At 66.5% G+C, this 26,400-nt stretch carries 23 protein-coding genes; 10 read left to right on the top strand and 13 right to left on the bottom strand.

Annotated elements, in window-relative coordinates; translation table 11 throughout:
• Nucleotides 1-8 precede the first annotated feature (8 nt).
• Both ACTIMF_RS02605 and gcvT read right to left on the bottom strand, forming a co-directional pair.
• Complete coding sequence (locus tag ACTIMF_RS02605; RefSeq protein WP_442348712.1) at nt 9-1,115, bottom strand: branched-chain amino acid aminotransferase; 1,107 nt, start codon at nt 1,113-1,115, stop codon at nt 9-11.
• 64 nt (nt 1,116-1,179) lie between these two features.
• Nucleotides 1,180-2,289, bottom strand: coding sequence for a glycine cleavage system aminomethyltransferase GcvT (gene gcvT, locus ACTIMF_RS02600; protein WP_442348711.1), 1,110 nt, complete (start codon nt 2,287-2,289; stop codon nt 1,180-1,182).
• A 62-nt stretch (nt 2,290-2,351) separates the two neighbouring features.
• Here gcvT and ACTIMF_RS02595 point away from each other — a divergent pair, with 62 nt between their 5' ends.
• From ACTIMF_RS02595 to ACTIMF_RS02575, 5 genes are all read left to right on the top strand, one after another.
• Complete coding sequence (locus tag ACTIMF_RS02595) at nt 2,352-3,866, top strand: leucyl aminopeptidase (protein WP_442348710.1); 1,515 nt, start codon at nt 2,352-2,354, stop codon at nt 3,864-3,866.
• Nucleotides 3,867-4,063: 197 nt separating this feature from the next.
• Nucleotides 4,064-5,881, top strand: coding sequence for a 2-oxoglutarate dehydrogenase, E2 component, dihydrolipoamide succinyltransferase (gene sucB, locus ACTIMF_RS02590; RefSeq protein ID WP_442348709.1), 1,818 nt, complete (start codon nt 4,064-4,066; stop codon nt 5,879-5,881).
• 218 nt (nt 5,882-6,099) lie between these two features.
• Nucleotides 6,100-6,828 (top strand): lipoyl(octanoyl) transferase LipB, encoded by a 729-nt coding sequence (gene lipB, locus ACTIMF_RS02585; protein ID WP_442348708.1) that lies wholly within the window; start codon nt 6,100-6,102, stop codon nt 6,826-6,828.
• Complete coding sequence (gene lipA, locus ACTIMF_RS02580; RefSeq protein ID WP_442348707.1) at nt 6,825-7,877, top strand: lipoyl synthase; 1,053 nt, start codon at nt 6,825-6,827, stop codon at nt 7,875-7,877. Before lipB ends, lipA begins: the two co-directional genes overlap by 4 nt.
• 86 nt (nt 7,878-7,963) lie before the next feature.
• A complete protein-coding gene (locus ACTIMF_RS02575; protein WP_442348706.1) occupies nt 7,964-8,716 on the top strand; it encodes a DUF4191 domain-containing protein in 753 nt (250 codons plus the stop codon).
• 47 nt (nt 8,717-8,763) lie between these two features.
• Here the strand turns inward: ACTIMF_RS02575 and ACTIMF_RS02570 are convergent, their stop codons facing one another.
• Nucleotides 8,764-9,285 (bottom strand): RDD family protein, encoded by a 522-nt coding sequence (locus ACTIMF_RS02570; protein ID WP_442348705.1) that lies wholly within the window; start codon nt 9,283-9,285, stop codon nt 8,764-8,766.
• 267 nt (nt 9,286-9,552) lie between these two features.
• Here ACTIMF_RS02570 and glnA point away from each other — a divergent pair, with 267 nt between their 5' ends.
• The 3 genes from glnA (at nt 9,553) to ACTIMF_RS02555 (ending at nt 12,652) form a co-directional block, all read left to right on the top strand.
• Nucleotides 9,553-10,986, top strand: a complete 1,434-nt coding sequence (gene glnA / locus ACTIMF_RS02565; protein ID WP_442348704.1) for a type I glutamate--ammonia ligase — start codon at nt 9,553-9,555, stop codon at nt 10,984-10,986.
• 206 nt (nt 10,987-11,192) lie between these two features.
• Nucleotides 11,193-12,071, top strand: coding sequence for a hypothetical protein (locus tag ACTIMF_RS02560; RefSeq protein ID WP_442348703.1), 879 nt, complete (start codon nt 11,193-11,195; stop codon nt 12,069-12,071).
• Nucleotides 12,072-12,082: 11 nt separating this feature from the next.
• Complete coding sequence (locus ACTIMF_RS02555; protein ID WP_442348702.1) at nt 12,083-12,652, top strand: FKBP-type peptidyl-prolyl cis-trans isomerase; 570 nt, start codon at nt 12,083-12,085, stop codon at nt 12,650-12,652.
• On the opposite strand, the gene ACTIMF_RS02550 is transcribed toward ACTIMF_RS02555, so the two are convergent.
• The 10 genes from ACTIMF_RS02550 to ACTIMF_RS02505 form a co-directional block, all read right to left on the bottom strand.
• Nucleotides 12,646-13,776 (bottom strand): esterase/lipase family protein, encoded by a 1,131-nt coding sequence (locus ACTIMF_RS02550; protein ID WP_442348701.1) that lies wholly within the window; start codon nt 13,774-13,776, stop codon nt 12,646-12,648. The two genes, ACTIMF_RS02555 and ACTIMF_RS02550, sit on opposite strands and share 7 nt — an antisense overlap.
• 118 nt (nt 13,777-13,894) lie before the next feature.
• Nucleotides 13,895-14,590, bottom strand: a complete 696-nt coding sequence (locus ACTIMF_RS02545) for a TetR/AcrR family transcriptional regulator (protein WP_442348700.1) — start codon at nt 14,588-14,590, stop codon at nt 13,895-13,897.
• Between the two features lie 70 nt (nt 14,591-14,660).
• Entirely contained in the window at nt 14,661-15,737 is a 1,077-nt protein-coding gene (locus ACTIMF_RS02540) for a 2Fe-2S iron-sulfur cluster-binding protein (protein ID WP_442348699.1), read from the bottom strand.
• Between the two features lie 37 nt (nt 15,738-15,774).
• Nucleotides 15,775-17,274 carry a pyruvate, phosphate dikinase gene (locus ACTIMF_RS02535; RefSeq protein WP_442348698.1) on the bottom strand — a complete coding sequence of 500 codons (1,500 nt, stop codon included), beginning with the start codon at nt 17,272-17,274 and terminating at the stop codon, nt 15,775-15,777.
• Nucleotides 17,271-18,092 (bottom strand): coniferyl-alcohol dehydrogenase, encoded by an 822-nt coding sequence (locus tag ACTIMF_RS02530; RefSeq protein ID WP_442348697.1) that lies wholly within the window; start codon nt 18,090-18,092, stop codon nt 17,271-17,273. The genes ACTIMF_RS02535 and ACTIMF_RS02530 overlap by 4 nt, the downstream gene beginning before the upstream one ends.
• Nucleotides 18,089-19,522, bottom strand: a complete 1,434-nt coding sequence (locus tag ACTIMF_RS02525; RefSeq protein ID WP_442348696.1) for an aldehyde dehydrogenase family protein — start codon at nt 19,520-19,522, stop codon at nt 18,089-18,091. The genes ACTIMF_RS02530 and ACTIMF_RS02525 overlap by 4 nt, the downstream gene beginning before the upstream one ends.
• Entirely contained in the window at nt 19,515-20,726 is a 1,212-nt protein-coding gene (locus ACTIMF_RS02520) for a cytochrome P450 (protein ID WP_442348783.1), read from the bottom strand. The genes ACTIMF_RS02525 and ACTIMF_RS02520 overlap by 8 nt, the downstream gene beginning before the upstream one ends.
• A 26-nt stretch (nt 20,727-20,752) precedes the next feature.
• On the bottom strand, nt 20,753-21,382 hold the full coding sequence (locus tag ACTIMF_RS02515) for a MarR family transcriptional regulator (RefSeq protein WP_442348695.1): 630 nt from the start codon (nt 21,380-21,382) through the stop codon (nt 20,753-20,755).
• Complete coding sequence (locus ACTIMF_RS02510) at nt 21,379-22,887, bottom strand: AMP-binding protein (RefSeq protein ID WP_442348694.1); 1,509 nt, start codon at nt 22,885-22,887, stop codon at nt 21,379-21,381. The genes ACTIMF_RS02515 and ACTIMF_RS02510 overlap by 4 nt, the downstream gene beginning before the upstream one ends.
• An 82-nt stretch (nt 22,888-22,969) precedes the next feature.
• Entirely contained in the window at nt 22,970-24,721 is a 1,752-nt protein-coding gene (locus ACTIMF_RS02505) for a PEP-utilizing enzyme (protein WP_442348693.1), read from the bottom strand.
• Nucleotides 24,722-24,917: 196 nt separating this feature from the next.
• Here ACTIMF_RS02505 and ACTIMF_RS02500 point away from each other — a divergent pair, with 196 nt between their 5' ends.
• Both ACTIMF_RS02500 and ACTIMF_RS02495 read left to right on the top strand, forming a co-directional pair.
• A complete protein-coding gene (locus ACTIMF_RS02500) occupies nt 24,918-25,709 on the top strand; it encodes a 5'/3'-nucleotidase SurE (RefSeq protein WP_442348692.1) in 792 nt (263 codons plus the stop codon).
• A gap of 28 nt (nt 25,710-25,737) precedes the next feature.
• Entirely contained in the window at nt 25,738-26,346 is a 609-nt protein-coding gene (locus ACTIMF_RS02495) for a histidine phosphatase family protein (protein WP_442348691.1), read from the top strand.
• Nucleotides 26,347-26,400: the final 54 nt, after the last annotated feature.

Genomic DNA, 26,400 nt, shown 5'->3' with positions numbered 1-26,400 from the left:
GGGGCTCCTCAGCGGGCCGGGTGCAGTGTGGTCATCCAACCGTGGGTATCGGCGAACAGGCCACGCTGGAGCCCGGTCAGGGTGTCCCGCAACGCCATCGTGACCTCACCGGTCTCGCCGTCGGCGACGGTGTACTCGTCGGTGTCGCTCAGGACGCGTCCGACCGGGGTGATGACTGCAGCGGTACCGCACGCGAACACCTCGGTGATCTCGCCCGACCGGACGTCGGCCGCGAGTTCGTCGGTGGAGATCTTCCGCTCCTGGACCGCGTACCCGGCGTCGGCGGCGAGCGTCAACAACGACTTACGGGTGACTCCCGGCAACAGCGATCCGCTCAGCGCGGGCGTCACCAGTCGTGCTTCCGAGCCCGAGCCGTACACGAAGAACAGGTTCATGCCGCCCATCTCCTCGATGTAGCGGCGCTCGATCGCGTCGAGCCAGACCACCTGGTCGCAGCCCTTCTCCGCAGCCTGCGCCTGCGCAAGAAGCGAGGCAGCGTAGTTGCCGCCGAACTTCGCTGCGCCGGTGCCGCCCGGAGAGGCACGCACATACTCGGTGCTCAAGTACACGCTGACCGGTTTCACGCCGCCGGAGAAGTAGGCGCCTGCAGGCGAGGCGATCAGCGCGTACCGGTACTGGTCGGACGGACGCACGCCGAGGCTGGCCTCGGTCGCGATCATGAACGGCCGCAGGTACAGCGACTCCTCGCCGCCCGCAGGCGGGACCCACGCATTGTCGACGGCGAGGATCTGACGCAGCGACTCGACGAACACGTCTTCCGGGAGTTCCGGCATCGCGAGACGACGTGCCGACGTGTTGAACCGCTCGGCGTTGGCCTCCGGGCGAAACGCCGCGATCGAACCGTCGGGCTGCCGGTACGCCTTGAGGCCTTCGAAGATCTCCTGCGCGTAGTGCAGGACCATCGCCGCCGGATCCAGCGCGATAGGACCGTACGGCGTCACCCGTGCTCGGTTCCAGCCGCGACCCCGGTCGAAGTCGATCACGACCATGTAGTCGGTGAAGTAATTGCCGAAACCCGGCGCGGCGAGGATCTCGGCGCGGCGACCTTCGGAAACGGGGTGCGGATGTTCGGTACAGGTGAACTCCAAGGTCATGCCGACAATTCTAACGCCGACCCACAATCGGGTCTGCGCGTGCCCGGCACGCGATGACCGGGAGTCAGACGTGCCCCTCGACGAACGGCGGCAACACCACTTCGCATTCGAGTGCGCGTCCGCGGACGTCGACGACGACGGTCGCGCCCTTCTTGATCCCGGACGCGACATCGATGAATGCGAGGGCGATGCCCTGCTTGAGCGTCGGCGAGAAGGTCCCGGACGTGCACACACCGATCTGCTCACCGCCCGCCTGCGTGTGGACGGTGCAGTCGGCGCGAGGGACTCCGCGGCCGGTCGCCTTGAGCCCGTAGAGACGACGCGAGGGGCCTGCCTCCCGTTCGGCGACGAGGGCGTCGCGCCCGAAGAACTCGGGCTTGTCCCAGCCGACTGCCCACGAGCTACGCGCCTGTACCGGTGTGACGTCGGCACTCAACTCGTGTCCGTGCAACGCATAGCCCATCTCCGTGCGCAGCGTGTCGCGAGCGCCGAGTCCGGCGGGCAGACCGTCTCGAGCCGTCACCTCCGCGATCAGCGAGTCCCACACGACTCCCGCATCGGCCCAGAGCGGGAGGATCTCGTAACCGTGCTCGCCGGTGTATCCCGTCCGACAGACTCGAACCCGGCGGGCCGCACCGTCGACCGTCATCTCGGCGTCAGCGAACGCCATGTAGTCCATCCCAGTAGGCAGGCCGAGCGCTTCGAGGACGTCCGTCGACTGCGGCCCCTGCACCGCGAACACCGCGTACTCGCGGTGCAGATCGGTGATCTCGATATCGTCGGGAGCCACTGCGCGCATTGCGTCGAGCACAGCCGCGGAGTTCGCGGCGTTCGGGATCAGGAAGACCTCGTCGTCGCCGACCAGATACGTGATCAAATCGTCGATCACACCACCGTCGGGAGCACAGCACATCGTGTACTGAGCCTTGCCCGGCACGATCTTGCCGAGGTCGTTGGTCAGTGCCCGGTTGACGAACGCGGCCGCGCCCGGGCCGGCGACGAGCGCCTTGCCGAGGTGGCTGACATCGAAGATGCCGACGGCCTCGCGGACCGCCGTGTGTTCGGCAACGGTGCCCGAATACGACACGGGCATGTCCCAGCCGCCGAATTCGGCGAACGATGCGTGCAAGGCTGCGTGGCGGTCGGCGATGGGGCCTGCGAGGAGTTCGGTCATGCCCGATACGGTATCGCCCGCACCGACTCGGGGTACACACGCCTGTGGCAGAGTTGACTTCTGTGAGCAGCAACGATTTCTCCGCCCGCGAACGCGGCCCGCGCATCGAACTGACCACCGCCATCGCCAAGGACGACGACGTCCTGGTGATCGGCCTGACCGCCCCGGATGCCGACGGCGAACCGCCGACTCTGCTAGTCGCCGACGATCTTTTCGACGACGAGACTGCAGACCGCGTGACGACCTCGCTGCACGCGTTGGGAGCGACCCATAAGTCCGGCTCGCTGACGACGATCCCCGCACCCGCGTCACTGCCGGTGTCCCGGATCCTCGCCGTCGGACTCGGCGACGAACCCGACGACGCCGAAGCGCTACGCAAGGCCGCAGGCGCTGCGATCCGTGCGCTGGACGGCGTCGCCACCGTCGCATCGACGCTCTCGGCCGCCGCGATCGGCCCCGTCGCCGAAGGCTTCTACCTCGGGGCATACCGGTTCGACGAGTTCCGCACCGACAAGTCGCGCTCGGATGAGCGGCCTCCGTCGAAGGTGCGACTGCTGGCTCCGAAGACCAAGGAGAACCGGGCCGAACTCGACCACGCGGTGGCCGTCGCCGACGCCGTCGCGATCGCCCGCGACCTGGTGAACACTCCGCCGAGTCACTTGTTCCCCGCCGAGTTCGCCGAGCGTGCCCGCGTCCTGGGCAGCCAGGCCGGCCTGCGCGTCGAGATTCTCGACGACACCGAACTCACCAAAGCCGGCTACGGCGGAATCATCGGCGTCGGCAAGGGCAGTTCGCGTCCGCCGCGGCTGGTCCGCCTCATCCACGAGGCGAAGGGCTCGGACAAGAAGGTCGCTCTCGTCGGCAAGGGAATCACCTTCGACACCGGTGGCATCTCCCTTAAGCCCGCAGCAGGCATGGAGGCGATGACCTCCGACATGGGTGGTGCGGCAGCAGTCATCGCGACCGCCGTCGCCGCAGCGCGTCTGGACGTCGACGTCACCGTCGTCGCGACCGTCCCGATGGCCGAGAACATGCCGTCCGGGACGGCCCAGCGCCCAGGCGACGTCCTGACCCAGTACGGCGGCACCACCGTCGAAGTCCTCAACACCGACGCCGAAGGGCGCCTGGTCCTCGCGGACGCCATCGTCCGCGCCTGCGAGGACGAGCCCGACTACCTGATCGACACCGCTACCCTGACGGGTGCGCAGATGGTCGCTCTGGGTACCCGGACCCCGGGCGTGCTCGGCACCGACGAGTTCCGCGACCGCGTCGCCGCCGTCTCGCAGAACGTCGGGGAGAACGGATGGCCGATGCCGATGCCGCCCGAGCTCCGCGCCGACCTCGACTCACGGGTCGCGGATCTAGCGAACGTCACCAACCACCGGTTTGGTGGAATGCTCTCGGCCGCAATGTTTTTGCGCGAGTTCGTCGCGGACGGCGTCGGATGGGCCCACGTCGACGTGGCAGGCCCGGCATTCAACTCGGGCGGCCCATGGGGATACACCGCCAAGGGTGGCACCGGCGTGCCTGTGCGGACCCTAGTCGCCGTCCTCGAAGACATCGCAGACAAAGGGTGACCGGGTCCACAACACCTACTCACGGGTAAGAGGGCCACTCCCCTGAGAGCACTGCAGTCGGCGGGTACTGTGAATCGCGGGAGTCGGTCGATCCACCGCCTGCAGCATGCGTTCGCGTAATCCTCGCGCACGCAGATCAGACCCGCATCGGCTAGACCGGACATAACAAGGTTCACGAGTTTAGGGAGTCACACGCAATGGCCTTCTCTGTTGAGATGCCCGCACTGGGTGAGAGCGTCACCGAGGGCACCGTCACCCAATGGTTGAAGCAGGAAGGCGACACCGTCGAAGTCGACGAGCCCCTGCTCGAGGTCTCGACCGACAAGGTCGACACCGAGATCCCATCGCCGGTCGCCGGTGTTCTCACCTCGATCCTGGCGCACGAGGACGATGTGGTCGAGGTCGGCGGTCAACTCGCGTTGATCGGTGATGAGGGCGAGACCGCCGACAGCGCTCCGGCCGCTGCGGAGTCGGCTCCTGCCGAATCGGCGCCCACCGAGCCGGAACCCGCGCAAGCCGATACCGCTGCGGCCGAAGCCGCCCCGGCCCAGTCAACTCCCTCCGAAGCCGCTCCCGCTGAGTCGGCTCCCGCCGGATCCGCGTCGGGTACCGACGTCGTAATGCCCGAGCTCGGCGAATCCGTCACCGAAGGCACGGTCACCAACTGGCTCAAGCAGGTCGGCGACTCGGTCGAGGTCGACGAGGCGCTCCTCGAGGTCTCGACCGACAAAGTCGACACCGAGATCCCGTCGCCGGTCGCCGGCACCCTGTTGGAGATCGTCGCCGATACAGACGACGTCGTCGAGGTCGGCGGCCGTCTCGCCGTCGTCGGCGACCAGGACGGAGCCCCCGCAGCATCTGCCCCGGCAGCATCCACTCCGGCCGAGCAGGCGCCTGAGCCCAGTCCGCAGCCCGAATCGGCTCCGCAGCCCGAATCGACTCCGACGCCTGAGCCACAGTCGGCTCCCGCGACTCCGACGCCCGAGCCCGCGGCACCCGCTCCCGCCTCGAACAGCTCTGCGTCGAACAACGCTGCCTCGACGAGCGCTGTCTCGGACACTCTCGAGTCGACGCCGTACGTGACGCCCCTGGTCCGTAAGCTCGCGGCCGAGAACGACGTCGATCTGTCGTCGGTCTCCGGCACCGGTGTCGGTGGGCGAATCCGCAAGCAGGACGTGTTGGCCGCCGCCGAGGCGAAGAAGGCTCCGGCCACTGCACCGGCGGCTCCCGCCTCGGCTCCGGCCACTGCTCCCGCGGCCGCTCCGGCCACGGCGAGCCCGGAGTTGGCCGCCCTGCGCGGAACCACGCAGAAGATCAACCGCATCCGCCAGATCACCGCGGCGAAGACCCGCGAATCGTTGCAGAGCAGCGCACAGCTGACGCAGGTCCACGAGGTCGACATGAGCCGCATCGCGGCGCTGCGGTCCTCGGCCAAGGCCACGTTCCTGGCCGCCGAGGGCGTCAACCTCACGTACCTGCCGTTCTTCGCCAAGGCGGTCGTGGAAGCACTCAAGGCCCACCCGAACGTGAACGCGTCGATCGACGAGCAGGCCAAGGAGATCACCTACCACGCGAACGTGCACCTAGGCATCGCTGTCGACACGCCGCAGGGCCTGCTTTCTCCGGTGATTCACAATGCAGACGATCTGTCGCTCGCCGGTCTGGCGCGCGCTATCGCCGACATCGCCGACCGTGCTCGCAACGGCGGCCTCAAGCCGGACGAGCTCGCCGGCGGCACCTTCACGATCACCAACATCGGAAGCCAGGGCGCGCTGTTCGACACGCCGATCCTAGTTCCGCCACAGGCCGCGATGCTTGGCACCGGCGCGATCGTGAAGCGTCCCGTGGTGCTGACCGCACCGGACGGAACCGAATCGATCGCTTCGCGGTCGATGACGTACCTGCCGCTGACCTACGATCACCGCCTCATCGACGGCGCCGACGCCGGTCGTTTCCTGACGACGGTCCGCCAGCGTCTCGAAGCGGCCGAGTTCGCCGCCGATCTGGGACTGTAAGACGTCCCGAGACACCGCGACCGCCGTCCGCTGCGACTTTCGGGTCGGAGCGGACGGCGGTTCGGCGTCTGACGGCAGTGATCCGTCCGGCGGAAGCCACCGTGGAATAGTCTGCGCCGCACGAGATGTTGGACAGGATGTGCGTGCACGGACCGATCACCCCCGCCCCGTCGTCCGCGTCGTGGCTTCCTCCCCCATTTCCGCCTAGGAGTATCGCTGTGCGTAATGGATCCGCTCGGTTGAGCACCGAACCCGTCGAAGTTCGTCTGCTCGGCTCCGTCGACTATCAACAGGCGTATCGGCTGCAGCACGACCTGGCCGACAAGCGTGCCTCCGGGGAGCTCGACCACGATGTGATGCTCCTACTGGAGCATCCGCCGGTGTACACGGCGGGTAAACGTACGCAGGCCTCGGACCGACCGGTGAACGGCGCACCCGTGATCGACGTCGATCGTGGCGGACGCATCACATGGCATGGTCCGGGGCAACTCGTCGGGTATCCGATCATCAGACTCGCCGAGCCGGTCGACGTCGTCGACTACGTACGCCGCCTCGAGGAGGCGCTGATCCGCGTATGCGATTCGCACGGCGTCACGACTGGACGCATCGACGGCCGGTCGGGAGTGTGGGTACGCGACGACGCAGGCGAGCGTAAGCTCGGCCAGATCGGTATCCGAGTCGCCAAGGGAGTCACCCTCCACGGCTTCGCTCTGAACGTCGATCCCGACATGTCGGTGTTCGAAGCCATCGTGCCGTGCGGCATCGCCGACGCCGGAGTCACCTCCATCGCGATGGAGACGGGCACCGCACTGAAAGTCGCCGACGTTCTCGCCGAGGTGACCGCATCGATCGTCGACTGTCTCGACGATCCGATTCCACCGTCGCCCGGACACACCGCAGACACACTCACGACCACCGAACCCGCAACCGTAGGAACTCCGCAGTGACTGCTTCACCGTCCACACCGTCCACCCCTTCCGGTTCGTCCGGGCAGGCCCCGGCCGGCCGCAAACTACTCCGTCTCGAGGTCCGCAACGCGCAGACCCCGATCGAGCGCAAGCCGAAGTGGATCAAAACCCGCGCCACGATGGGACCGGAGTACACCGAGCTCAAATCGCTGGTGAAGGGCGAAGGCCTGCACACTGTGTGCGAAGAGGCCGGCTGCCCCAACATCTACGAGTGCTGGGAAGACCGCGAAGCGACGTTCCTCATCGGCGGCGAGCAGTGCACCCGTCGCTGTGACTTCTGCCAGATCGACACCGGCAAGCCGTCCCCCCTCGATCGTGACGAGCCGCGCCGCGTCGCCGAGTCCGTGCGCTCGATGGGGCTGCGGTACTCGACCATCACCGGGGTCGCCCGCGACGATCTCCCCGACGAGGGCGTCTGGCTCTACGCCGAGACCGTTCGTAAGATCCACGAACTCAATCCGGGCACCGGTGTGGAGAACCTGATCCCGGACTTCCACGCCAACCCCGACCTCCTGGCCGAAGTCTTCGAGTCTCGACCCGAGGTGCTCGCTCACAACGTCGAGACGGTGCCGCGCATCTTCAAACGGATCCGACCGGCTTTCCGCTACGAGCGGTCGTTGGACGTGATCACCCAGGCGCGCGACTTCGGTCTGGTCACCAAGTCCAATCTCATCCTGGGCATGGGCGAGACGCCCGAGGAGATCCGCGAGTCGCTGAACGACCTGTACGAGGCCGGCTGCGACATCGTGACGATCACCCAGTACCTGCGGCCGTCACCCCGGCACCACCCGGTTGATCGTTGGGTGAAGCCCGAAGAGTTCGTCGAGCACTCCGAGTACGCGAAAGAACTCGGTTTCGCCGGGGTCATGGCGGGCCCGCTGGTGCGATCCTCCTACCGTGCCGGACGCCTCTACGCGCAGGCGATGGACCGTCACGGCCGTGAGATCGCACCCGAACTCGCGCACTTGACGGCCGAGGGATCGACTGCGCAGGAGGCGTCGAGCGTCCTGGCTCGCATGGCGAACTGACACCCGGGGCCCATGGTGGCGCGTGGTGTCCGACGCGGACCGTTCCGCCTCGGACTGCCGCGGCGACGCCCCGTAGACTAGTCGGCATGGCGAAGGCGCAAGACAAAGCGAGTAAAGAGGCGAAGGCGGCCGCGAAGGCCGCTCGCAAGGCGGCGAGCAAAGAACGCCGCCAGCAGATCTGGCAAGCGTTCCAGATGCAGCGCAAGGAGGACAAGGGCCTCATTCCGCTGATGGCGGGGATCATCGTCGCCGTCACGGTGATCTTCGTGCTGCTGTCGCTGTTCGCGAACTTCGGACCGCTGTGGCTGATGATTCCGCTTGGTCTGATCCTCGGCGTGCTGCTCTCGTTCATCGTGTTCGGCCGGCGGGTCCAGAAGACAGTGTTCCGCAAGGCCGAAGGGCAACCGGGCGCCGCGGGTTGGGCGCTCAGCAACATCAAGGGTCAATGGCGCGTACAGCAAGCCGTCGTAGGCACTTCTCATCTCGACGCCGTGCATCGGGTGATCGGCAAGCCCGGCGTCATCCTCGTCGGCGAAGGCCAGGCCAACCGGGTCAAGCCGCTACTCGCGCAGGAGAAGAAGAAGTCTGCCCGAGTAGTCGGCGACACTCCTATCTATGTGATCGTCGTCGGCAACGAAGAGGACCAGGTTCCGCTCCCCAAGCTCGAACGCCACATCCGCAAGCTTCCCGGCAACATCGACCGTAACCGGATGGACACACTCGAGGGTCGCCTGGCGGCGCTGAAGGCCAAGGGCGGAGCCGGTGCGGCGATGCCGAAGGGGCCGATGCCGCAGGGCGCCAAGATGCGCGGTGCCGCGCGCACTGTCCGCCGCCGCTGACCGAACCTGTCGCGCTGACCCCGCGCAGAGAAGTGTCTCGGAGGAGTTCAGCGTGCCCGGACCAGCGCGGTGCCGGTGGCGCGGTCGTGCATGGCGCGACCGTTGTAATCGTTGATGAGGGCGGGGACGACGAAGCTGATCAGCACCTGCCTCGCGAGCGCACGGACCGGGCCGACAGCGGCTCTGGGCACTTCGCCCGCGGCTTCGGATGCTCCGCGTTGCGCACCGTGGTCGACACGCGCCACGCGCATGCCGGTGATGTACTGGCCAGGGGTGAACCCGAAGAACGTCACTGTCAGCACGCCGATCACGAACCAGACGATCAGCACGGACGTGCCGATGTTGCTTCCCCAGCCGACGATGAGGAGCGCGATGCCGTACGACAGCAGCCAGTCGACGAGCAACCCCAAGACGCGCTGCCAACCGGTCGACAACGAGCCGACCCCGCTCTCCGGGAGCCCGAGGTCCTGGCCGCGGTAGTCGTTGTTCTCGCCGCCGGGCATCTGGGTACCCGACAGCCAGGTCCCCATCGCGCGCCTGGATGCGTGCTCTTCACGCCGTGCAGTCATAAGCCCATCGTAGTGGTCGAGCGGTGTTATCCGATTTCCCGTGACCACCGGCACACAGGAGCCCGTCGCCGCACATATGTCGACGGCAGGCGACTAGCCTGTAACACGTCGCCCGTGACGTAACACAGGGGAAACATTCGCTTGACGCCCGGGCAACCTCACCTCCATAGATTTCTCGGTGAGAGTCGCACCTGCCGAGCCCCGGTCGGTGCGGCCTGCGGTCAGAGGTTCTGGCCGGACGTTTTGATTTAAGGAGTCAGGCCCACCGTGTACAACACGAACGAAGAGCTGCTCGAAGGCATCAAGTCCGAAGGCGTCGAGTACGTCGACATCCGTTTCTGCGACCTGCCGGGCACCATGCAGCACTTCTCGATCCCCGCAGCAGCGTTCGACGAGGACGTCTTCACCGAGGGCCTGGCGTTTGACGGTTCGTCGGTTCGCGGCTTCCAGTCGATCGACGAGTCGGACATGATGCTCCTCCCCGATCCTGCAACGGCCCGCATCGACCCGTTCCGCAAGGCCAAGACGATGAACGTCAGCTTCTTCGTCCACGATCCGTTCACCCGCGAGGCCTACAGCCGCGACCCGCGCAACGTCGCCCGCAAGGCCGAGGACTACCTGCTCTCGACCGGTATCGCAGACACCTGCTTCTTCGGAGCCGAGGCCGAGTTCTACATCTTCGACTCGGTCTCGTTCAGCTCCGAGATGAACTCGACGCACTACGAGGTCGAATCGGTCTCCGGGTGGTGGAACGCGTCGTCGCCGACCGACCCGGACGGCAGCCCGAACCTCGGTTACAAGGTCCGGCAGAAGGGCGGGTACTTCCCCGTCGCACCGTACGACCACTACGTCGACCTGCGCGACGAGATGTCGTCCAACCTGACGAACTCCGGCTTCGAACTCGAGCGCGGCCACCACGAGGTCGGCACCGGCGGCCAGGCTGAGATCAACTACAAGTTCAATACGCTGCTGCACGCGGCGGACGACGTTCAGTTGTTCAAGTACATCATCAAGAACACCGCGTGGCAGAATCAGAAGTCGGTCACGTTCATGCCGAAGCCGCTGTTCGGCGACAACGGTTCGGGAATGCACGCCCACCAGTCGCTGTGGAAGGACGGCAAGCCGCTGTTCCACGACGAGTCGGGCTACGCAGGCCTGTCGGACGTTGCGCGCCACTACATCGGCGGCATCCTGCACCACGCACCGTCGCTGCTGGCATTCACCAACCCGACGATGAACTCGTACAAGCGTCTGGTTCCGGGCTACGAGGCACCGATCAACCTCGTCTACAGCCAGCGGAACCGCAGCGCCTGCGTCCGCATCCCGGTGACCGGCAACAACCCGAAGGCCAAGCGCGTCGAGTTCCGTTGCCCCGACAGCTCGGGCAACCCGTACCTGGCGTTCGCCGCGATGATGATGGCGGGGCTGGACGGCGTGAAGAACAAGATCGAGCCGCACGAGCCGGTCGACAAGGACCTCTACGAGCTTCCGCCGGAGGAGGCCAAGGGCATCCCGCAGGCCCCGACGTCCCTGGCCGCGGTCATCGACCGTCTCGAAGAGGATCACGACTACTTGACCGCGGGTGGCGTGTTCACCGAGGACTTGATCGAGACCTGGATCGCACTCAAGCGTGAGAGCGAGATCGAGCCGATCCAGATCCGTCCGCACCCGTACGAGTTCTCCCTGTACTACGACTGCTGATCCGCTGAGAGCTCTACCCGCTCAGCCGGACACGCGCAGCACATTCGACCCGCGCGGTGATCGCATTTCCGATCGCCGCGCGGGTCGGGTCGTCTGAATTCTGCCCAGCTGTCGCACACGGGTAGGCTCGATGTCTTGTACACGTTGAGGCCAGTGACCGTACCGGCGGCACGTGAGGTCCGAGGGACTCCGATCAAAGGGAAACGATGAGTGGACGACACCGCGTCCCGGCGCAGGACGACCGCGCCGCGCCGCGCCGACTCGTCGTCGCGGTGATCGTGGTAGCCGTCGTCATCGTTCTCGGAATCGTGAGCTACTTCGTGTTCGGGCGCGGCGACGACGCGGCTCCCCCGACGCCCGCCCCACCGGGTTCGGCACCTGCCCAAACGCTCCAGAAGTCGTTCGCCTCGCTGCACCTGACCGCACCCACCGGGGTAGCGCTCACCCCGGTCGGCGGCGGCAAGCCGCTCCTGTTCGGTGATCAGCAGGTACAGGACGCGTGGTCGACGATCAAGGCACCGCTCGGACTGGCCGCCGAACGAAAGCACGGTATGAGCCGCACCGAGGCGAACGCCGTCATCGACTCCGATAACGAGTCGGCACGCATCCTCACCCGATCGTTCGGTTCGCCGGTCAAGGCCTCCGATGAGTTGGCTGCCGTGCTGCGAGAGGGCGGCGACACGACGACCGTTCCCGCAGCACGCCATGGCCGCGACTACCCGCTGCTCGGCGAGACGTCGTGGAGCCTCGCTGATTCGGCGACGTGGACTGCGCATCTGCCGTGCATGATCGGCAGCGACCACGTGCTCGAGTTGATGCGCGAGGTGGCAGGCATCCAGGACTGGGGCCTGCGACGCATCGGTGACCGCAGCCCCGTCAAGGGCGGGTGGGGCCAGGCGCCCGACGGCGGCTATGTCGTGCGGCAGATCGGCGTTCTGAGGCTTCCCGACGGCAGTCGGACCGCGGTCTCGATGAGCACACACCTGCCCGGGATGACGTTCGAGGATGGCACCCGCGAACTCGACCAGATCGCCGACTGGCTGACGGCCAACCTGCGTCTGCTCCCCGGCGGCGCCTGCCGGTAGCCTTGACATCCATGACGTCGAAGACCACGCTCAAACCCCTCGTCCTGATTCCCGCGGCCCTCGCCGCCTTCGCTCTCGTAAGCTGCTCGTCCGACGACGATGCCGCCGCGTCGAACGCCCCGACGTGCCCGAAGGAGGCTCCCGCCCCGGGCACGCAGGCCGACTGGACTCTGCAGGGCAAGACCGGCACGCTCGACGTCGTCGCGCCGACCGATGACAACGCTCCCCTCATCACCGTCAAGGAACCGTTCACCGTCGACCAGACCACTGTGAAGACCCTCGACGAGGGCGACGGCACCGATGTCACCGAGGCGATGAACGTGACGGTCTGCTACCAGGGTGTCAACGGCCGCGACGGCAAGACCTTCGACAGCGCCTTCGAGCGGGGCGAGCCCGCCGAGTTCAGCCCGACCGGGGTCGTGCCCGGCTTCTCGAAGGCGCTCGTCGGACAGAAGGTCGGGTCGACCGTCGCCGTCGCGATGACGCCGACCGATGGTTACGGACCGAACGGCAACCCGCAGGCAGGCATCCAAGGCGACGACACCCTCGTCTTCGCCCTGAAAATCGTCGACGGTTACTGACGAACCGACGCGTCCGTCTTCGGTCCACGTCCCGGCGGCGCCGCGAACGGCTTGATGAGTTCGGGGACGCCGCCGGTCCGACGCAGAAGCGGCGTGCCGAAGAACGGGGCAACCACCTGACACGGGACCACGCGCGTCGGCTCGTCGTCCAGTGCGTTGAGGACGAACGCCGCCGCGCGAGGCGAACCGCAGATGCCGAGGTGGTCGGACAAGTCTTTGACGCACCCGTTCTGCAGGACGATGTTGTGCACCGTCGCGCCGTCATCGCCGGGTACCTGCCCCGAGGTGAACGGGCGGACGAGTTCGTCGTGGACGGTCGAAATGTTCGTGTACTCGATGCCGCGCACGTATGGCCCGCCGTCGGCGTTCATCTTCTGAATGAACGACGACCCGTCCATCATCTGCGGAAGCGCACGACACGGTATGACGGTCGCAGGGTCCAGGCCCAACCGCTTGTTGGCACCGGTGAACACCAGGCTGGCACGGTCGATGAGCGACGTACCTTGCCATAGGGGTGCCAGCGAGACGTATTTGGCGATCTTGTCCGCACCCCCGAGGTACTTCGCCCAGTAGTTCGGCACCAGTGTGCCCTGTGAATGGCCGACGACGTGGACCTTGTCGGTGCCGGTAGCCGCCATCACCTTCTCCGCGAATTCACCGAACTCGGCGGCGCTCTCCTCGATCGGTTTCATCCCACCGAGCGCCGAGATCGGCCATCGCGACCCTTCGATCGCGCCGTAGGTGAGGCTGAACACCGAATAGCCCGCCTCGGTCAACAACGGGACGTATGTCCCCCAGTTAGTCTGCCCGCCACCGGCGGTTCCGTGCGCGAGGATCACCGGGATCGGATGCTCCGGGTCCAGCGGATCGTCCCAGCGGTTGGCGCCGGGGAGGTCGCCGCCGGGGTGTGCGAGTTCGGGGCCGATTCCAGCGAAGAAGTCGTACACGACACGGCCCTGCGCGTCGTTCTGCTCGCTCCCCAGCGGAACTGTTTCCTTCGGGAATCGTTGCACCACTTGGTTTCCGAGCACCAGAAGAGGCTTCGTCGCCTGCTGTCCGATACGAACCGACGCGATCACCGCATCGGCGACTGCATGTCCGATGCGGGTACGCAAGGACTCCACGTTGTTTCTGCCTCCACAAATCTCCGCCTGCACACGATCGCATAGCGGTCTCCGGCACAGCCTACGGGAGCGGTGCGCCCGGCCCGGAATGTCGGAGCTCGCGGGTATCGACGGTGTGCTACGTGGGTTCCTTCACGAGCGGCAGCAGACGGTGCCACGCCGACCCAAGCGCCTCGCCCAACTCGTCGATACGCTCGCGACGCGGAGTCTGCGCCGGAAGCCCGACGTGGATGTAGGCGAGTTGCTCGGTCAGACAGCCGAGCGATTCGGCGAGGAGGTCGAGGCCGTCGTCTGCTATCTCGCCGCCTTCGGCCAGCCGAACGAGCCAACGATGGGTCCTGGCAACGAAGTCCCCGCGGATCCGGAGCCACAGCGCCTGGAAGCCGTCGTTCGGGCTGGCGGCCGCAGCCTCGCGCAACAGACGAAGGATGTGCCGATGCCGGGAGTACGCGTGAAGGTAGGTGGTGTTGGCCTCGATCAGGCTCTTCTCGTCGGCCGCTCCCCCGGAACTACTGCGCGAGGCGACGGCGATCTCCTCCAGGCCGGGCCGCAGCACTGCGAGAAATATGTCGTCCAGGGAATTGAAGTGTCGATAGAAGTTCCCCTGGGCCGTGCTTGCCCGGTGAACGACGTCCGAGATCCGCGTCCGGGTGTAGCCGTATTCGGTGAAGCACTCTCCCGCTGCTTGGATGAGCTTCTCGCGGGTGTGCTGTCCTCGCCGATTGGGGCGTTTGGCCGGCCCGTCCTCGACGAATCCCACCTCGCTGAACAACGCAACGATGGAACCGCTGGTGGCCTTCTCCTCGGTGGACATCGCCTTCACTCACCTTCCGACGGTTCCGCGACAATACATCGCAGCTCTGGGTGTTCTCTGACGGTATCGGTCAGAATTCGATCTTGATCACCTTCGACGCCGGTTTGGCTTGGCACCCAAGGATGTAGCCGTCGGCGATGTCGTCGGGTTCCAACGCATCGGTGCGCCCCAGATCAACCTCGCCTTCCGCGAGGCGACAGGTGCACGCACCGCACTTCCCCTCGCGGCACGCGTACGGCGTGTCGATTCCGCTGTGGACCATCACGTCGACGAGAGTATGCGTCGCAGGCCATGCCAACTGGTATGTCTCGTCGTCGATGTTCACCTCCACGTGCCCCGCGTCGGACAGACTCTCCTCGGTGAATTCGGCCATCGGCTCGAAGGGGTCACCGGTGAGCGATCGATACTCTTCGGTCTGAATCCGTACGGTGTCGAATCCGGCTGCCGCAGCACCGTCGCGGATCATCTGCATGAACGGCGCCGGTCCGCAGGTGAAGATCTCCCGGTCGCGATAGGCCTGCGCCCACCGGGCGAAATCGCCTGCGGTCGGCCGACCGCGCTCGGCCTCGAGCCAGTGCTCGACGACGAGCCGCTCGCCGTATCGCTCGCCGAGTTCGGCGAGCTCATCGCCGAAGATGATCGACTCGGCGTCCCTGTTCGCATAGAAGAACGCGATGCGGCCGGTCACCGACTCCAAGACAGTTCGCAGAATCGACATCTCGGGAGTCACGCCCGAACCTGCCGCGCACAGCAGCAGGTCCGCTTCCGGCGACCTTGGAGAGAACAGTCCGCTCGGCGGCAGAACGCGCAGGCGGTCGCCGACGCTGACGTTGTCGCACAACCAGTTCGACGCGTAGCCGGTCGTGGTGCGTTTCACCGTCAGGGCTACACCCGGTTGCGAGGGCGCGCTGGAGATCGAATAGCAGCGAGCGACCCACCCGGTCTGTGCGCTCGGCACCGCGACGGTCACGAACTGTCCCGGCGCGAACTCGTAGTCGGCCGATCGTGCGTCCGGGATCGCGAAGCCGATCGTGGTCGCGTCGGCGGTCTCGGGCACCACCCGGTCGACGGTGAGCACGTCACCGATCAGTGCGGCGCTCGGGTCGCGCGAGTCGACCGCTGTCGACGTCCTGGTTTCACTGGTCATCGCTATCGCTCCATGGCGAGTCGAGGCCGGTCCATGATCACTTCGATGCGAACCGACAGATGGGATGATTCTTTGCGTCGGCGGCCTCCGCGTAGCCGATCAGGGTTCGGACGTGCTCGTCGGCGCTCGCGGACGCAGTCCCGGTCTCACCGTCGGCATAGACCTTCCCCGAGTTGCCGTCGAACATGATCACCTGACCGCTGACGCGATCGACGACGCCTGGTCCCGCACCAACCACGCACGGCAGCCCGATCTCTCGGCAGACCAGCGCTGCGTGCGACGTCGCCCCGCCGACTTCAGTGAGAACGCCTGCAGAGGCGAACATGGCCGGGACGTCGTCGGGCGCGGTGAACGTGGTGGCCAGGATGGCTTGTTTGCCCTCGGCTTCCAGTGCGATGACCTCGTTGAAGTCATGGGCGACGTGCCCGTGTGCGACGCCGGGCGACGCGCCCAGCCCGACAGCAAGGGGTTCGCTCGTCGTCTCGATGCGAGTCGCTCCGGCCAAGGCCTGCACATGCTCCTCGGTGACTCGGTCGAGCGCTTCGCTCTCGGTGATCACACCGTCACCGACCAGGTCGACGGCGATCCGGACGGCCGCGCCGGGAGCGCGCTTTCCGGCACGGCACTGCAGCATGTAGAGGCGACCGCTCTCGACGGTGAACTCGATGTCGACGAGGTCGCGGTACTCCGATTCGAGGACGGTCGCGATCCGGGACAGCTCTGCGTGAAGCGCTGGCGCGGACTGCGCCAACTCGGCGATCGGTATCGGTGTGCTCTCCCCGGACACGACGTCCTCGCCTTGCGCGTTCGACAGCCATTCGCCGTACAGAACGGGCTCACCGGTGTTGGGGTCGCGACTGAACAGGACACCGGTACCGGATTCCTCGTCTCGGTTTCCGAAGGCCATCGCCTGGACTGTGACGGCGGTGCCGCCGCCTTCGCCGAGGGCGTGCCGCTCACGATAGGCACGGACCCGCTCGTTGGTCCAGGAGTCGAAGACCGCACCGATCGCGGCGCGCAACTGGTCCCACGGATCGTGGGGTGGTTCGCCCCCGTCGTCACCGAGGACGATGTCGGCGTACGAACGACGGAATCGGGACCAGGTGTTCTGGGCCCAGTCGGCGTCACCGCTCTCAACGGTGAGTGCTTCGACGAGATCGGGAGTCAACCCGAGGTTGAGGACGGTGTCCATCATGCCGGGCATGCTCTGCGCGGCCCCCGACCGCACCGAGACCAGCAACGGCGAGGGGCCGGATCCGAAGGTGCGTCCGGTGTCGTCTTCCAATGCGGTCACCGCACTCTTGACCTGGTCCCACATCGCGTCCGGAAGCGAGCGCGAGTTCTGGTGGTAGACACCGCAGACCGAGGTCGGCAGCGCGAAGGCGAGCGGGACAGGCAAGCCGATCGCACGCATCCGGTTCACGCTGTACGCCTTGCCGCCGAGTAGTTCGCGGTCGCCGGGCGACAACCCGTCCAGCAGAACGACGTCGTCGTGTGTTCCTGATGTGATGTCGCCTCGTGAGGCTTCCGTTGTCATGATGATGTCGATCCTTTGAACTGAGGTCGGTCGGAGGCGCCGACGAGGTCTACCGCGGGATGCTTCGACGCCTCTCGGGCGCAGAGGAGTCCGCCTTCTACCGGGATGTCGATGCCGTTGAGCCAGCTGGCCTGCGCGGACAGGGCGAACGCGACGACCGACGCGATCTCCCCGGGGCGGCCGTACCTCCCGACGGTGGCCACCGAGCGGTCCATGGACTCCTTCCCCATGCTCACGGTGAAGTCGTCCAGGATCGGTGTCTGAACCGGTCCCGGGCTGACACTCAGCGCACGAATGCCGCGGTCGATCAACGCTCCGGCGAGCCGGGCCGTCCAGTCGACGACGACCCGCTTGGACGTGTCGTACGCTGCTGGACCGTCCGCCGGGTGGGCGTCGAGCCAAGTTCGGATGTCGGCGGCTGCTGCGGCGACGATGAGCTCCTCGACCGCTTCCTGCGGCGCCGTATTGCGGTGAGCGGCAACCGATGCGACGTTGACGATCGCCGAACCGGCGGGCAGTCGCGGTAACAGCGACTGAGTCAGGATCCGCGGTCCGAGGACGTTGACTCGCAGAACAGTCTCCGACGGCGCCGTGCCCGGCACGCCTGCGACGTTGGCCAGCCCGGCGATGACGGCGGGAATCTGCGGGAGCGCCGCATCGATCGAGGCCGGGTCGGACAGGTCGCACTCGACGATGCCCGGGCCCTCGGTCCGGTCGAGGCCGATGACCTCTCGACCGGCGGCACGCAGCTGATCGGTAAGGGCCGCACCGATTCCCGATGCTGCGCCGGTGACGACCACCGGTGCGTTCGCCGTCATGACAGGACCGCCGTGACATCGGTGAACTCGTCGATCCCCATGACTCCCAGTTCCCTCCCGTAGCCGGAGTCGCGCATCCCGCCGAACGGGACGAGAACGCGGTCGCGGGTGCGCACTCCGTTGATCTTGACCTGTCCCACGGACAGCCGAGCAGCAGTCTCCTGAGCGCGGTCCTCGTCTGCGGACCACACTTCGGCAGACAATCCGTAGACACTGTCGTTCGCGATGCGCACCGCGTCGTCGACGTCCGAGTACGTCTGGACGACCACGACCGGGCCGAAGATCTCCTCACGCACCGCGGCAGCGGTCTCGGGCAGGTCGACGATGACGGTCGGGTCGATGAAGTAGCCGGTGTCGGCTGCCCGTGACGCGGCGCCCGTGCCTGTGACGAGACGACCGCCGTCGGCCAGCGCCTGGCCGATCCGGCCGAGCACTGCTCGTTGCGCCGACGCCGTGACCAGCGGTCCGTGCGTCGTATCCGCGTCCGTCGGATCGCCGAGGACGTACGTCTTCGCGGCGGCGCGGATCCGGTCGACGACATCGTCGAACGACGCAGCCGGGACTACCAACCGAGTGGTCGCGTTGCATGCCTGACCGGAGTTGACCAGTCCCGACCCAAGGGCGGCGGGCACTGCACGGTCGAGGTCTGCGTCGGGCAGGAGCACGGCAGGCGATTTGCCGCCGAGTTCCAGCGCGGTTCTGGTCAGGGTGCTCGCGGCCAGTGCGGCGACTGCACGTCCGGCCCGAACACTGCCGGTGAACGAGAGTCGGCTCAACTCGCGGTGGCCCGCCAACGCTGCTCCGGTGGTGGTCCCCGCCCCCGTGACGACGTTGAACAGACCGTCGGGAGCTCCTGCAACGGCGAACATCTCAGCGATCCGAAGTGCGTCGTAGGGTGTCTGCTCGGATGCCTTGAGCACGACGGCGCACCCGGCGACGACCGCGGCCGACACCTTCGCGATGATCTGGTGCACCGGCATGTTCCAGGGTGTGATCGCGCCGACGACTCCCGAACCGGAGCGCAGAAGCACGGCGTCTGCCGACTCCTCTCGCCACGGGAAGCTCGCGCGCGCCACCTCGGCGGTTGCCCGCAGCACTCGTCCGGGCAGCTGCGCCTGGGTGATCCGGGCGAGGCTGATCGGCATGCCCATCTCACGGGTGACCAGCCCGGCGATCGAGCTCTCCTCGCCTTCGAGCGATTCGGCCACTCGTTCGAGCAACGCCGCTCGAGTATCGACCGGGACGTCGCGCCACGACGCGTGGGCCCGCCGCGCGCTGGTTACCGCGCGATCCACCACATCGTCGTCGGCGTCGTGAACGGCGCCCATCGGCGCCTCGGTGAACGGGTCGATGATCAGATGTCGCGCCCCGGTCGCGGCGACTCGCTCTCCGTCGATGAAGCATTCTGCGGGCGCCAACGGCTCAACCATGTCGTTGCTCCAGACGGACGTCGAGGCGCTTGATGCCGCGGAAGAAGTTGCTGCGCAGTCGGGCCGGCTCGCCGTCGACGATGATGTCGATGTTGCGTTCGGCGAGGCGTGAGTAGAACAGCTTGGCCTCCAACCGGGCGAGGTTGGATCCGAGACAGCCGTGCTCTCCCCACCCGAACCCGAGGTGGTCATTGGGGTGGCGGTCGACGACGAACTCATCCGGACGGTCGAAGGCCCGCGGGTCACGGTTGGCCGAGGTGAACCACATGACGACCTTGTCGCCGGTGCGAATGGTCTTTCCGTGGAAGTCCACGTCCCGGGTGGCGTTGCGCCGCATGCAGATGATCGGCGAGACCCACCGGATCATCTCCTCGACGGCGAGCCGAGCCTTCGCCGGTTGCCGACGGATCAGCTCCCAAGCGGCGGGATTCTCGAACAGCACATACGTTCCGCCGGACAACAGGTTCCGGGTGGTCTCGTTCCCGGCGACCATCAGGATCAGGTAGTACGCGTCGAGTTGGCCGCGCGTGAGGGGCTCGCCCGCTATGGTCGCGGCCGCCAACGTGCTGATGAGATCGTCCGTCGGATGAGCTCGACGCTCGTCCTCGATGGTGCGGAAGTAGTCGAAGATCTCGTCCCGCGCGGCGACCGCGTCCTCGGGACCTGTCGAATGGTCCGGGTCGTCGGGCGACATGCGGTTGGTCCAGCTGATGATCCGTTCGCAGTCCGACAACGGTGCGCCGAGCAGCCGCGAGATCATGACGACCGGCAGCCGCGCCGAGACCTCCCTGACGAAGTTGAACGAGCCCTTGCCGACGTGCTGATCGAGCAGGTCGTCGATGACGGAGACGATGTCCGGCTCGAGCGCCTTGACCTTGACCGGTCGGAGGTGCGACGTCGACACACGCCGCAACGGCCCGTGGTCTGGCGGATCGACGTGGTGGACGCTTCGGGCCGAGTCGCCTTCTGCCCGCCGACTCGGAATCTGGGTACCCTCGGCCACGGTGAACGCCGAGTGGTTGTTCGCCACGGCGAGCACGTCGGCGTAGCGCGTCACCGACCAGAAGCCCGGACCGCCGTCGGGTTCACTGTTCCAGTGCAGCGGATCCTCCTCGCGGAGGCGGGCGAACAACTCACGGTCGCGCCCCTGTTCGAAGGCGTCGAGGTCCATGAGATCGATATCGGGTGCGCTCGCCACCGTCATACTGCTCGAGTCATTCATGTGAGTCCCTATTCGTCGCCCGCGCCGCGTTCGCGGCCGGCGGTCAACAGCAGATCTTGGTGCAACTCCATCCACACGTCGTGGTAGCTGTCGTACATCGGGCGCGCGAATGCCGCCCGGTCGCCCGCCTTCACCTTGTCCAGAGCAGACGCGAGGCGGCCACGGTAGCGCCCGAAGCGCGGTACCACTCCTGCTGCGTCGTCGAGTGCTGCCGCGATGCGTTCGTTGATCGCAGCGAGATCGGCGACGACCCCGGCGTCGTAGTCTTCGTCCTCGTGGTCGTTCGGACTGCCGTCCGCACGCATCTGCCAGGCCGAGCAGACCTTCTTGAAGTCCCCGTTGATCGGTAGGAACGCATCGTAGAACTCGACGATCGCCCCCTCGGCCTCGGGCGTCACCATCGCATCGGCGACGAGCCGGTCGTACTCGGTGCGACCGTTCGGAGTGATCATCGTGCCCGACATACGGCCGGCCTCGCGCCGGATCGCCAGTCCGTCCGACACCAGTTCATCGACGGTGCCCGACAACGACTTGGCCTCCAGTCCGGTGATGGCCGCGAGAATCTCATCGTTGGCGAGCCCCTTCACCTTGAGGGCGTGCAGAACCTCGAAGCGGGTGTCGACTGATTCGACTGTCATGACGTCTCTCTCCTTGTGAATCTGCTGACCAGGCTGCGTTTGTCGAGTTTTCCGGTGGGTAGTCGCGGGAGGTCATCGGTGAATTCGACGCTACGTGGCGCTTTGAAGTGCGCGAGGCGATTCCGCACGTGATCGATGAGTTCTCGTTCCCCGAGAGCCACACCTGGCTGCCGCCGGACGACCGCCTTCACCGTCTCGCCGAACTCCGGATCGGGCACGCCGATCACAGCGGCGTCGGCGACCGCCGGATGCGCCAGAAGCGCCGACTCCACCTCGTCAGGGTAGATGTTGACGCCCCCGGAGATGATCATGAATCCGCGCCGTCCGACCAGGTACAGATAGCCGTCCTCGTCCAGATACCCGATGTCGCCCATCTGCTTGAGCGGCTGAGCCTGCTCGTCGTCGGCGTTACGGTAGCTCTGCGCACCCGACGCTTGGAAGCACACCGTCCCCTCGGTGCCCGCAGGCACGTCTGCGCCGTCGGCGTCGACGACGCGCACCCGCGTCGCTCCGAGCGGCCGGCCGACCGAGCCCGGGTGGATCCGAGCCTCGTTCGGGGAGATGTACGTGTGCCCGTATCCCTCGGAGGCGCCGTAGTACTCGTGCAAGATCGGCCCCCACCAGTCCAGGACGTCGGTCTTGACGTGGGCGGGGCACGGCGCACCCGAAGTGAACGCGACTCGATGGGTCGGTGAGAGACCGATCTGCTCCCGGTCAGACAAGCGCAGCATCCGCACCAGCATCGTGGGCACCCATTGCGAATGCGTCACCCCGTACTCGACGATCGCCGCGAGCGAGTCCCGCGCGTCGAACCGTTCCATGCACACCACGGTGCCGCCGGCCGACAACGTGATCAGCGCGAACGTGAACGGTGCAGCATGATAGTTCGGTGCGGGCGAGAGCAGCACGGTGCTCGAATCGACTCCAAGGCGGTCGACCAGTTCCGAATGCCTCCGCGGTGCGTCGGCCGGGTGGACGCCGAGCAACTTCTGCGCGAAGCGTTTCGGGCGGCCCGTCGTTCCGCTGCTGTAGAGCACTCGCGCCCCGAGCAGTTCGTCGTCGATCGGCTCGGCCGACTGCCCGGCGAGCGCATCGTCGAGCGTGATACAGCCCGCAACGTCTCCGTCCACGCAGACGATGACCGGCCGCGGTTCCAGTGAATCGACTGCTGCGACGATGTTCGGCGCGAGCGCAACACTGGTGACGATGGCCGCCGGACTGTCGTCGGCGATGAGTGCCGCGAGTTCGGCAGGCTTGAGGTGCCAGTTGATCGGTGTCACGTAGAGCCCGCTGCGCATGCCCGCCGCCACCGCGACCGGCCAGGCCAGCGAGTTCTCCATCACCAGGATCACCGAGTCGCCCGGCGCTGCCCCGACCGAGCGCCAGTAGTTGGCGAGTCGGTTGGACTGTTCGTCGAGCCGGCCATAGGTCAGACGTCGGCCCGATCCTGCCATGACATAGGCAATCGCGTCGGGTCGATCGCGAGCTGTCGCCGGAGGGTACATGTCACTCCTGATGATCGATGTCGATGCCGGTCCGTATGCACGGAGTCGGTCGGGATGGGTGGTCGGACTTCACCGGGCCTCCTCAGGACGACGGGTCCTCGAGAACCGTGACGGTGCCAGACGTGCCGTTGACCTCAATCAGCGCGCCGTCCGGGATCCGCGCAGTCGCGTTGAGCGCCGATACCACGCACGGGATCCCCAGTTCGCGACTGACGATCGCAGCGTGCGAGAACGGCGCGCCGACGTTGACCACGACGGCGTTAGCAGCGACGAACAGCGGGGTCCACGACGGATCGGTGATCGGCGCGATGAGGATGTCACCTGCCTCCAGTGCCGCGGGATCGTCCGGCGAGGTCAGGACCCGGGCCCGACCGCGCGCCGTGCCGTTGCACCCGGACACGCCCGCGATCTCTCCCCCCGCCGTCAGCACGGGCACGTCGAGGCTGTCGACCCGCTCCCAGGTCGAGAGATCCGGAGCCTCGCCTGCGACGACGAACGGCGGGATGTACTCGAAGAGCTCCAGATAGCTGCGCTCGCGATCGGCGAGAACCTCAGCGAAGGACGCGGGATCGGCCAGAAAGCCGTCGAGTTCCTCGGCGAACAGCATGAACACGTGCTCAGCGGCCTCGATGTGTCCGGCCTTCGCCACTCGGCTGCCCAACTCGATCGCCGCCAGCCGGATCTCGTGCATCGCCATAGCCGCCGTCGTCCGCGCACGCTCTCGACCGCGCATCCACACCGTCGAACCGTTGAGAACGGCCTCGAACTGGCCGGACGCCTCGGGATCTGCGGCAATCGACTCGCGGATGGCGGCAGACGCGGCCTCCCGTTCGGCGGCGCGGGCCTCGTTCTTGATCTGGGGTCCTTCGTCGTCGGACACCCGTCGCATCGTGTCGATCGTCGACAGCGCGATCTCCGGGACCTGCCCCCAGGTCTTGGCGCGGATCTCCCATTCGGCGGGTCCGCGGAAGTCCCAGTCCTCGAGAAACTGGTCCAGCTCGGCGACGAATTCGGCCACCGCCGGGTCGTCGGAAGCGCGCAACCGATCCACGAGGCCTGCCAGTCCCTCGTCGAATAGCGCGGCGATCGCCGGTGCCTGCGCGGCCCGGCTGAGTTTCCACATCACGGTCGACGGGATGGCGGAGTCGACATCACCGAGACCGGAGACCAGGACGAGTGCGAGTTCGGGCTTGCCGATCGCTTCGGCGAACTGAGCGACCCCGCCGAGGCCGACGCCGCATTTCAGCGACGCCTCGATATGCCGCTTGAACAGTGGCCGAAGGATGTAGTCGAACGAAGTGATCCGCTCACGCAGTTCCTGCTCGGTTAACGTCGTCAGATCCGGGCGCTGCCTGCGGATCTCCAGGACGGCTTCACGGTCCTTGTCGTACTCGGGCAGGCCGGTCGCGCCGAGGACCTCGTCCATGAGCCACGCACCCGCCTTCTCCTCGAACGCCGGATCCTCGTCGAAATCTCGTCGTTCACTCTCGTAGCTAGGGATGCCCGGCATGTCGCCGAAGTACTGGAGGTCGACCGCTTCCGGCGACATCCCCGGCACGCGCACGCCGAACAGGCGCATGAGCGACATGTTGATGTACAGGTAGCTCCCGAAAGCAGGCAGGACCGTCGTCGGGACGCCCGACTTCTCGTACAGATCGTCGTCCCAGACACGGCACGCCACGAACGCGTCACGCCAACCCGGCTCGAGATTGTGTTGGAACCCCGCCGACGCATTGAGCGGGCTGATCGGGTTGGGAAAGATCTCACCGACGTTTGCTCGCGAGTACAGCGGGAAGACCTGCGAGACCTCGTCGTTGATTGGCCACTGAGACACGGTTGCTCCTTGCGGAATGAACTCGACGATTATGCGATTACCGATTCACATTATTATGTGACCGGCGACACCGTGTCAACCCTCATATTCGTAGATTTTGCACGCGAAGTCGCAACCCTAAGCCGACATTCGAGATTCTTGTGGACAAATATGCGACTCATAGATCACAATCGAGCAACATGACATGGAGGTTCACATGCGCATTATGGTGACCAACGACGATGGGATCGAGGCCGCGGGGCTCCGCAGTCTCGCGCTCGCCTTGACCGCCTCGCACCACTCGTTCCAGGTAGTGGCGCCGTCGACCGATTTCTCCGGCTCTGGTTCCGGACTCGGCTCCATCGAGCACGGCATCGAGATCGCCTACTCCGAGCATTCGATCGCGGGCATCGACGCCGAAGCGTTCGCCGTCGACGCCCCGCCGACGTTCGCCGTCCTCGCCGCCTGCGCCGGGCTGTTCGGGCCGCGCCCCGACCTCATCGTCAGTGGTGTCAACGACGGCTTCAACACCGGTCGGTTCCTATCGACCTCGAGCACGGTCAGTGCGGCGTTGGCCGCCGGTTCGCTCGGTGCGCGAGGGCTCGCGGTGAGCACGGGATTTGCACCGAACGGCCGCACGGACACCGCGTCGCAGGTCGCAGTGCACGCGGTCGATTGGATGCTCACCCACAGCGCACCGCGCACGGTGCTCAACGTGAACGTCCCCGACCTCGGACTGCACGAGCTCAAAGGAGTCCGTACCGGCCCTCTGGCCCCGCGAGGACTGATGGGCCTGCGTTTGACGCGGTCGAGCGACGCCATAATTCTGGAACGCTTCGAGAACGGCGACTCGCTCGGCACCGACACCGACGCCGCCCTCGTCCGGGACGGTTACGTAGCGCTCAGCGTCTTACCGAGCATCTCCGAGACATCCATGGTCTCGACGTCCGCCGACCCCGCTGAACCGATCGAAGACGCGCTGCGGACAGTGGCTCCGTCGGCGTCATGACTACCCGAACACCGAAGGTGGGACCAGCATGGAACTCCTCCTCGTCCGGCACGCACAACCTGAGCGGGTAACGGCATCGGCGAGTGCCGCCGATCCGGCGCTCACCGCCCTCGGACACCGCCAGGCGGCCGACCTCGCGTCCTGGCTGGCCGCACACCCCGAGTCCCGGCCCGACCTGGTCGTCTCCAGCCCGATGCGTCGCGCACGGGAGACCGCCGAAGACCTCGTCGCCGCATACCGGGCGCCGCTACGAGTTGACTTCCGTCTTGCCGAGTTCGACTTGGGCGCAACCGAATACGTGCCGATGGAAATCCTTCCCGCCGACCGGATCACCGTCGTGGCCGGCGCATTGACCACGGGCCGGTGGGGTGCCCATCGGTTCGACCCCCAGGAGTTCCGATCTCGAGTCCGCGAGGCATTCGACGACATCGTCGCCGACCGATCCGCGAACCGAGTCGCTGTGGTGTGTCACGGCGGCGTGCTCAACTCATTCCTCAGCACGCTCATCGGAGAACCGCACGGTGTGTTCTTCTTGCCGAACTACACGTCGGTCAGCCGAGTCGTGAAGAGTCCGAACGGCCCCCTGATGGTCGAGTCCCTCAATGAGGTCCCTCACGAGCCGCCTGGTCTGCCCTGAGCCCGGTCTGCCCTGACTGGTGATCAGAGAGGCTCTGATCTCGAGCGGCCGGTT

The organism is Gordonia sp. (in: high G+C Gram-positive bacteria), assembly GCF_052106715.1.
Classification (GTDB): Bacteria; Actinomycetota; Actinomycetes; order Mycobacteriales; family Mycobacteriaceae; genus Gordonia.
This window is presented reverse-complemented; position numbering and strand designations above follow the sequence as displayed.

Bases quoted from the DNA above. Each gene is read 5' to 3' on its own strand.
- ACTIMF_RS02605 (WP_442348712.1), bottom strand. From the start codon at position 1,115: ATGACCTTGGAGTTCACCTGTACCGAACATCCGCACCCCGTTTCCGAA.
- gcvT (WP_442348711.1), bottom strand. From the start codon at position 2,289: ATGACCGAACTCCTCGCAGGCCCCATCGCCGACCGCCACGCAGCCTTG.
- sucB (WP_442348709.1), top strand. From the start codon at position 4,064: ATGGCCTTCTCTGTTGAGATGCCCGCACTGGGTGAGAGCGTCACCGAG.
- ACTIMF_RS02575 (WP_442348706.1), top strand. From the start codon at position 7,964: ATGGCGAAGGCGCAAGACAAAGCGAGTAAAGAGGCGAAGGCGGCCGCG.
- ACTIMF_RS02570 (WP_442348705.1), bottom strand. From the start codon at position 9,285: ATGACTGCACGGCGTGAAGAGCACGCATCCAGGCGCGCGATGGGGACC.
- ACTIMF_RS02560 (WP_442348703.1), top strand. From the start codon at position 11,193: ATGAGTGGACGACACCGCGTCCCGGCGCAGGACGACCGCGCCGCGCCG.
- ACTIMF_RS02555 (WP_442348702.1), top strand. From the start codon at position 12,083: ATGACGTCGAAGACCACGCTCAAACCCCTCGTCCTGATTCCCGCGGCC.
- ACTIMF_RS02545 (WP_442348700.1), bottom strand. From the start codon at position 14,590: ATGTCCACCGAGGAGAAGGCCACCAGCGGTTCCATCGTTGCGTTGTTC.
- ACTIMF_RS02540 (WP_442348699.1), bottom strand. From the start codon at position 15,737: ATGACCAGTGAAACCAGGACGTCGACAGCGGTCGACTCGCGCGACCCG.
- ACTIMF_RS02535 (WP_442348698.1), bottom strand. From the start codon at position 17,274: ATGACAACGGAAGCCTCACGAGGCGACATCACATCAGGAACACACGAC.
- ACTIMF_RS02530 (WP_442348697.1), bottom strand. From the start codon at position 18,092: ATGACGGCGAACGCACCGGTGGTCGTCACCGGCGCAGCATCGGGAATC.
- ACTIMF_RS02525 (WP_442348696.1), bottom strand. From the start codon at position 19,522: ATGGTTGAGCCGTTGGCGCCCGCAGAATGCTTCATCGACGGAGAGCGA.
- ACTIMF_RS02520 (WP_442348783.1), bottom strand. From the start codon at position 20,726: ATGACGGTGGCGAGCGCACCCGATATCGATCTCATGGACCTCGACGCC.
- ACTIMF_RS02515 (WP_442348695.1), bottom strand. From the start codon at position 21,382: ATGACAGTCGAATCAGTCGACACCCGCTTCGAGGTTCTGCACGCCCTC.
- ACTIMF_RS02510 (WP_442348694.1), bottom strand. From the start codon at position 22,887: ATGTACCCTCCGGCGACAGCTCGCGATCGACCCGACGCGATTGCCTAT.
- ACTIMF_RS02500 (WP_442348692.1), top strand. From the start codon at position 24,918: ATGCGCATTATGGTGACCAACGACGATGGGATCGAGGCCGCGGGGCTC.
- ACTIMF_RS02495 (WP_442348691.1), top strand. From the start codon at position 25,738: ATGGAACTCCTCCTCGTCCGGCACGCACAACCTGAGCGGGTAACGGCA.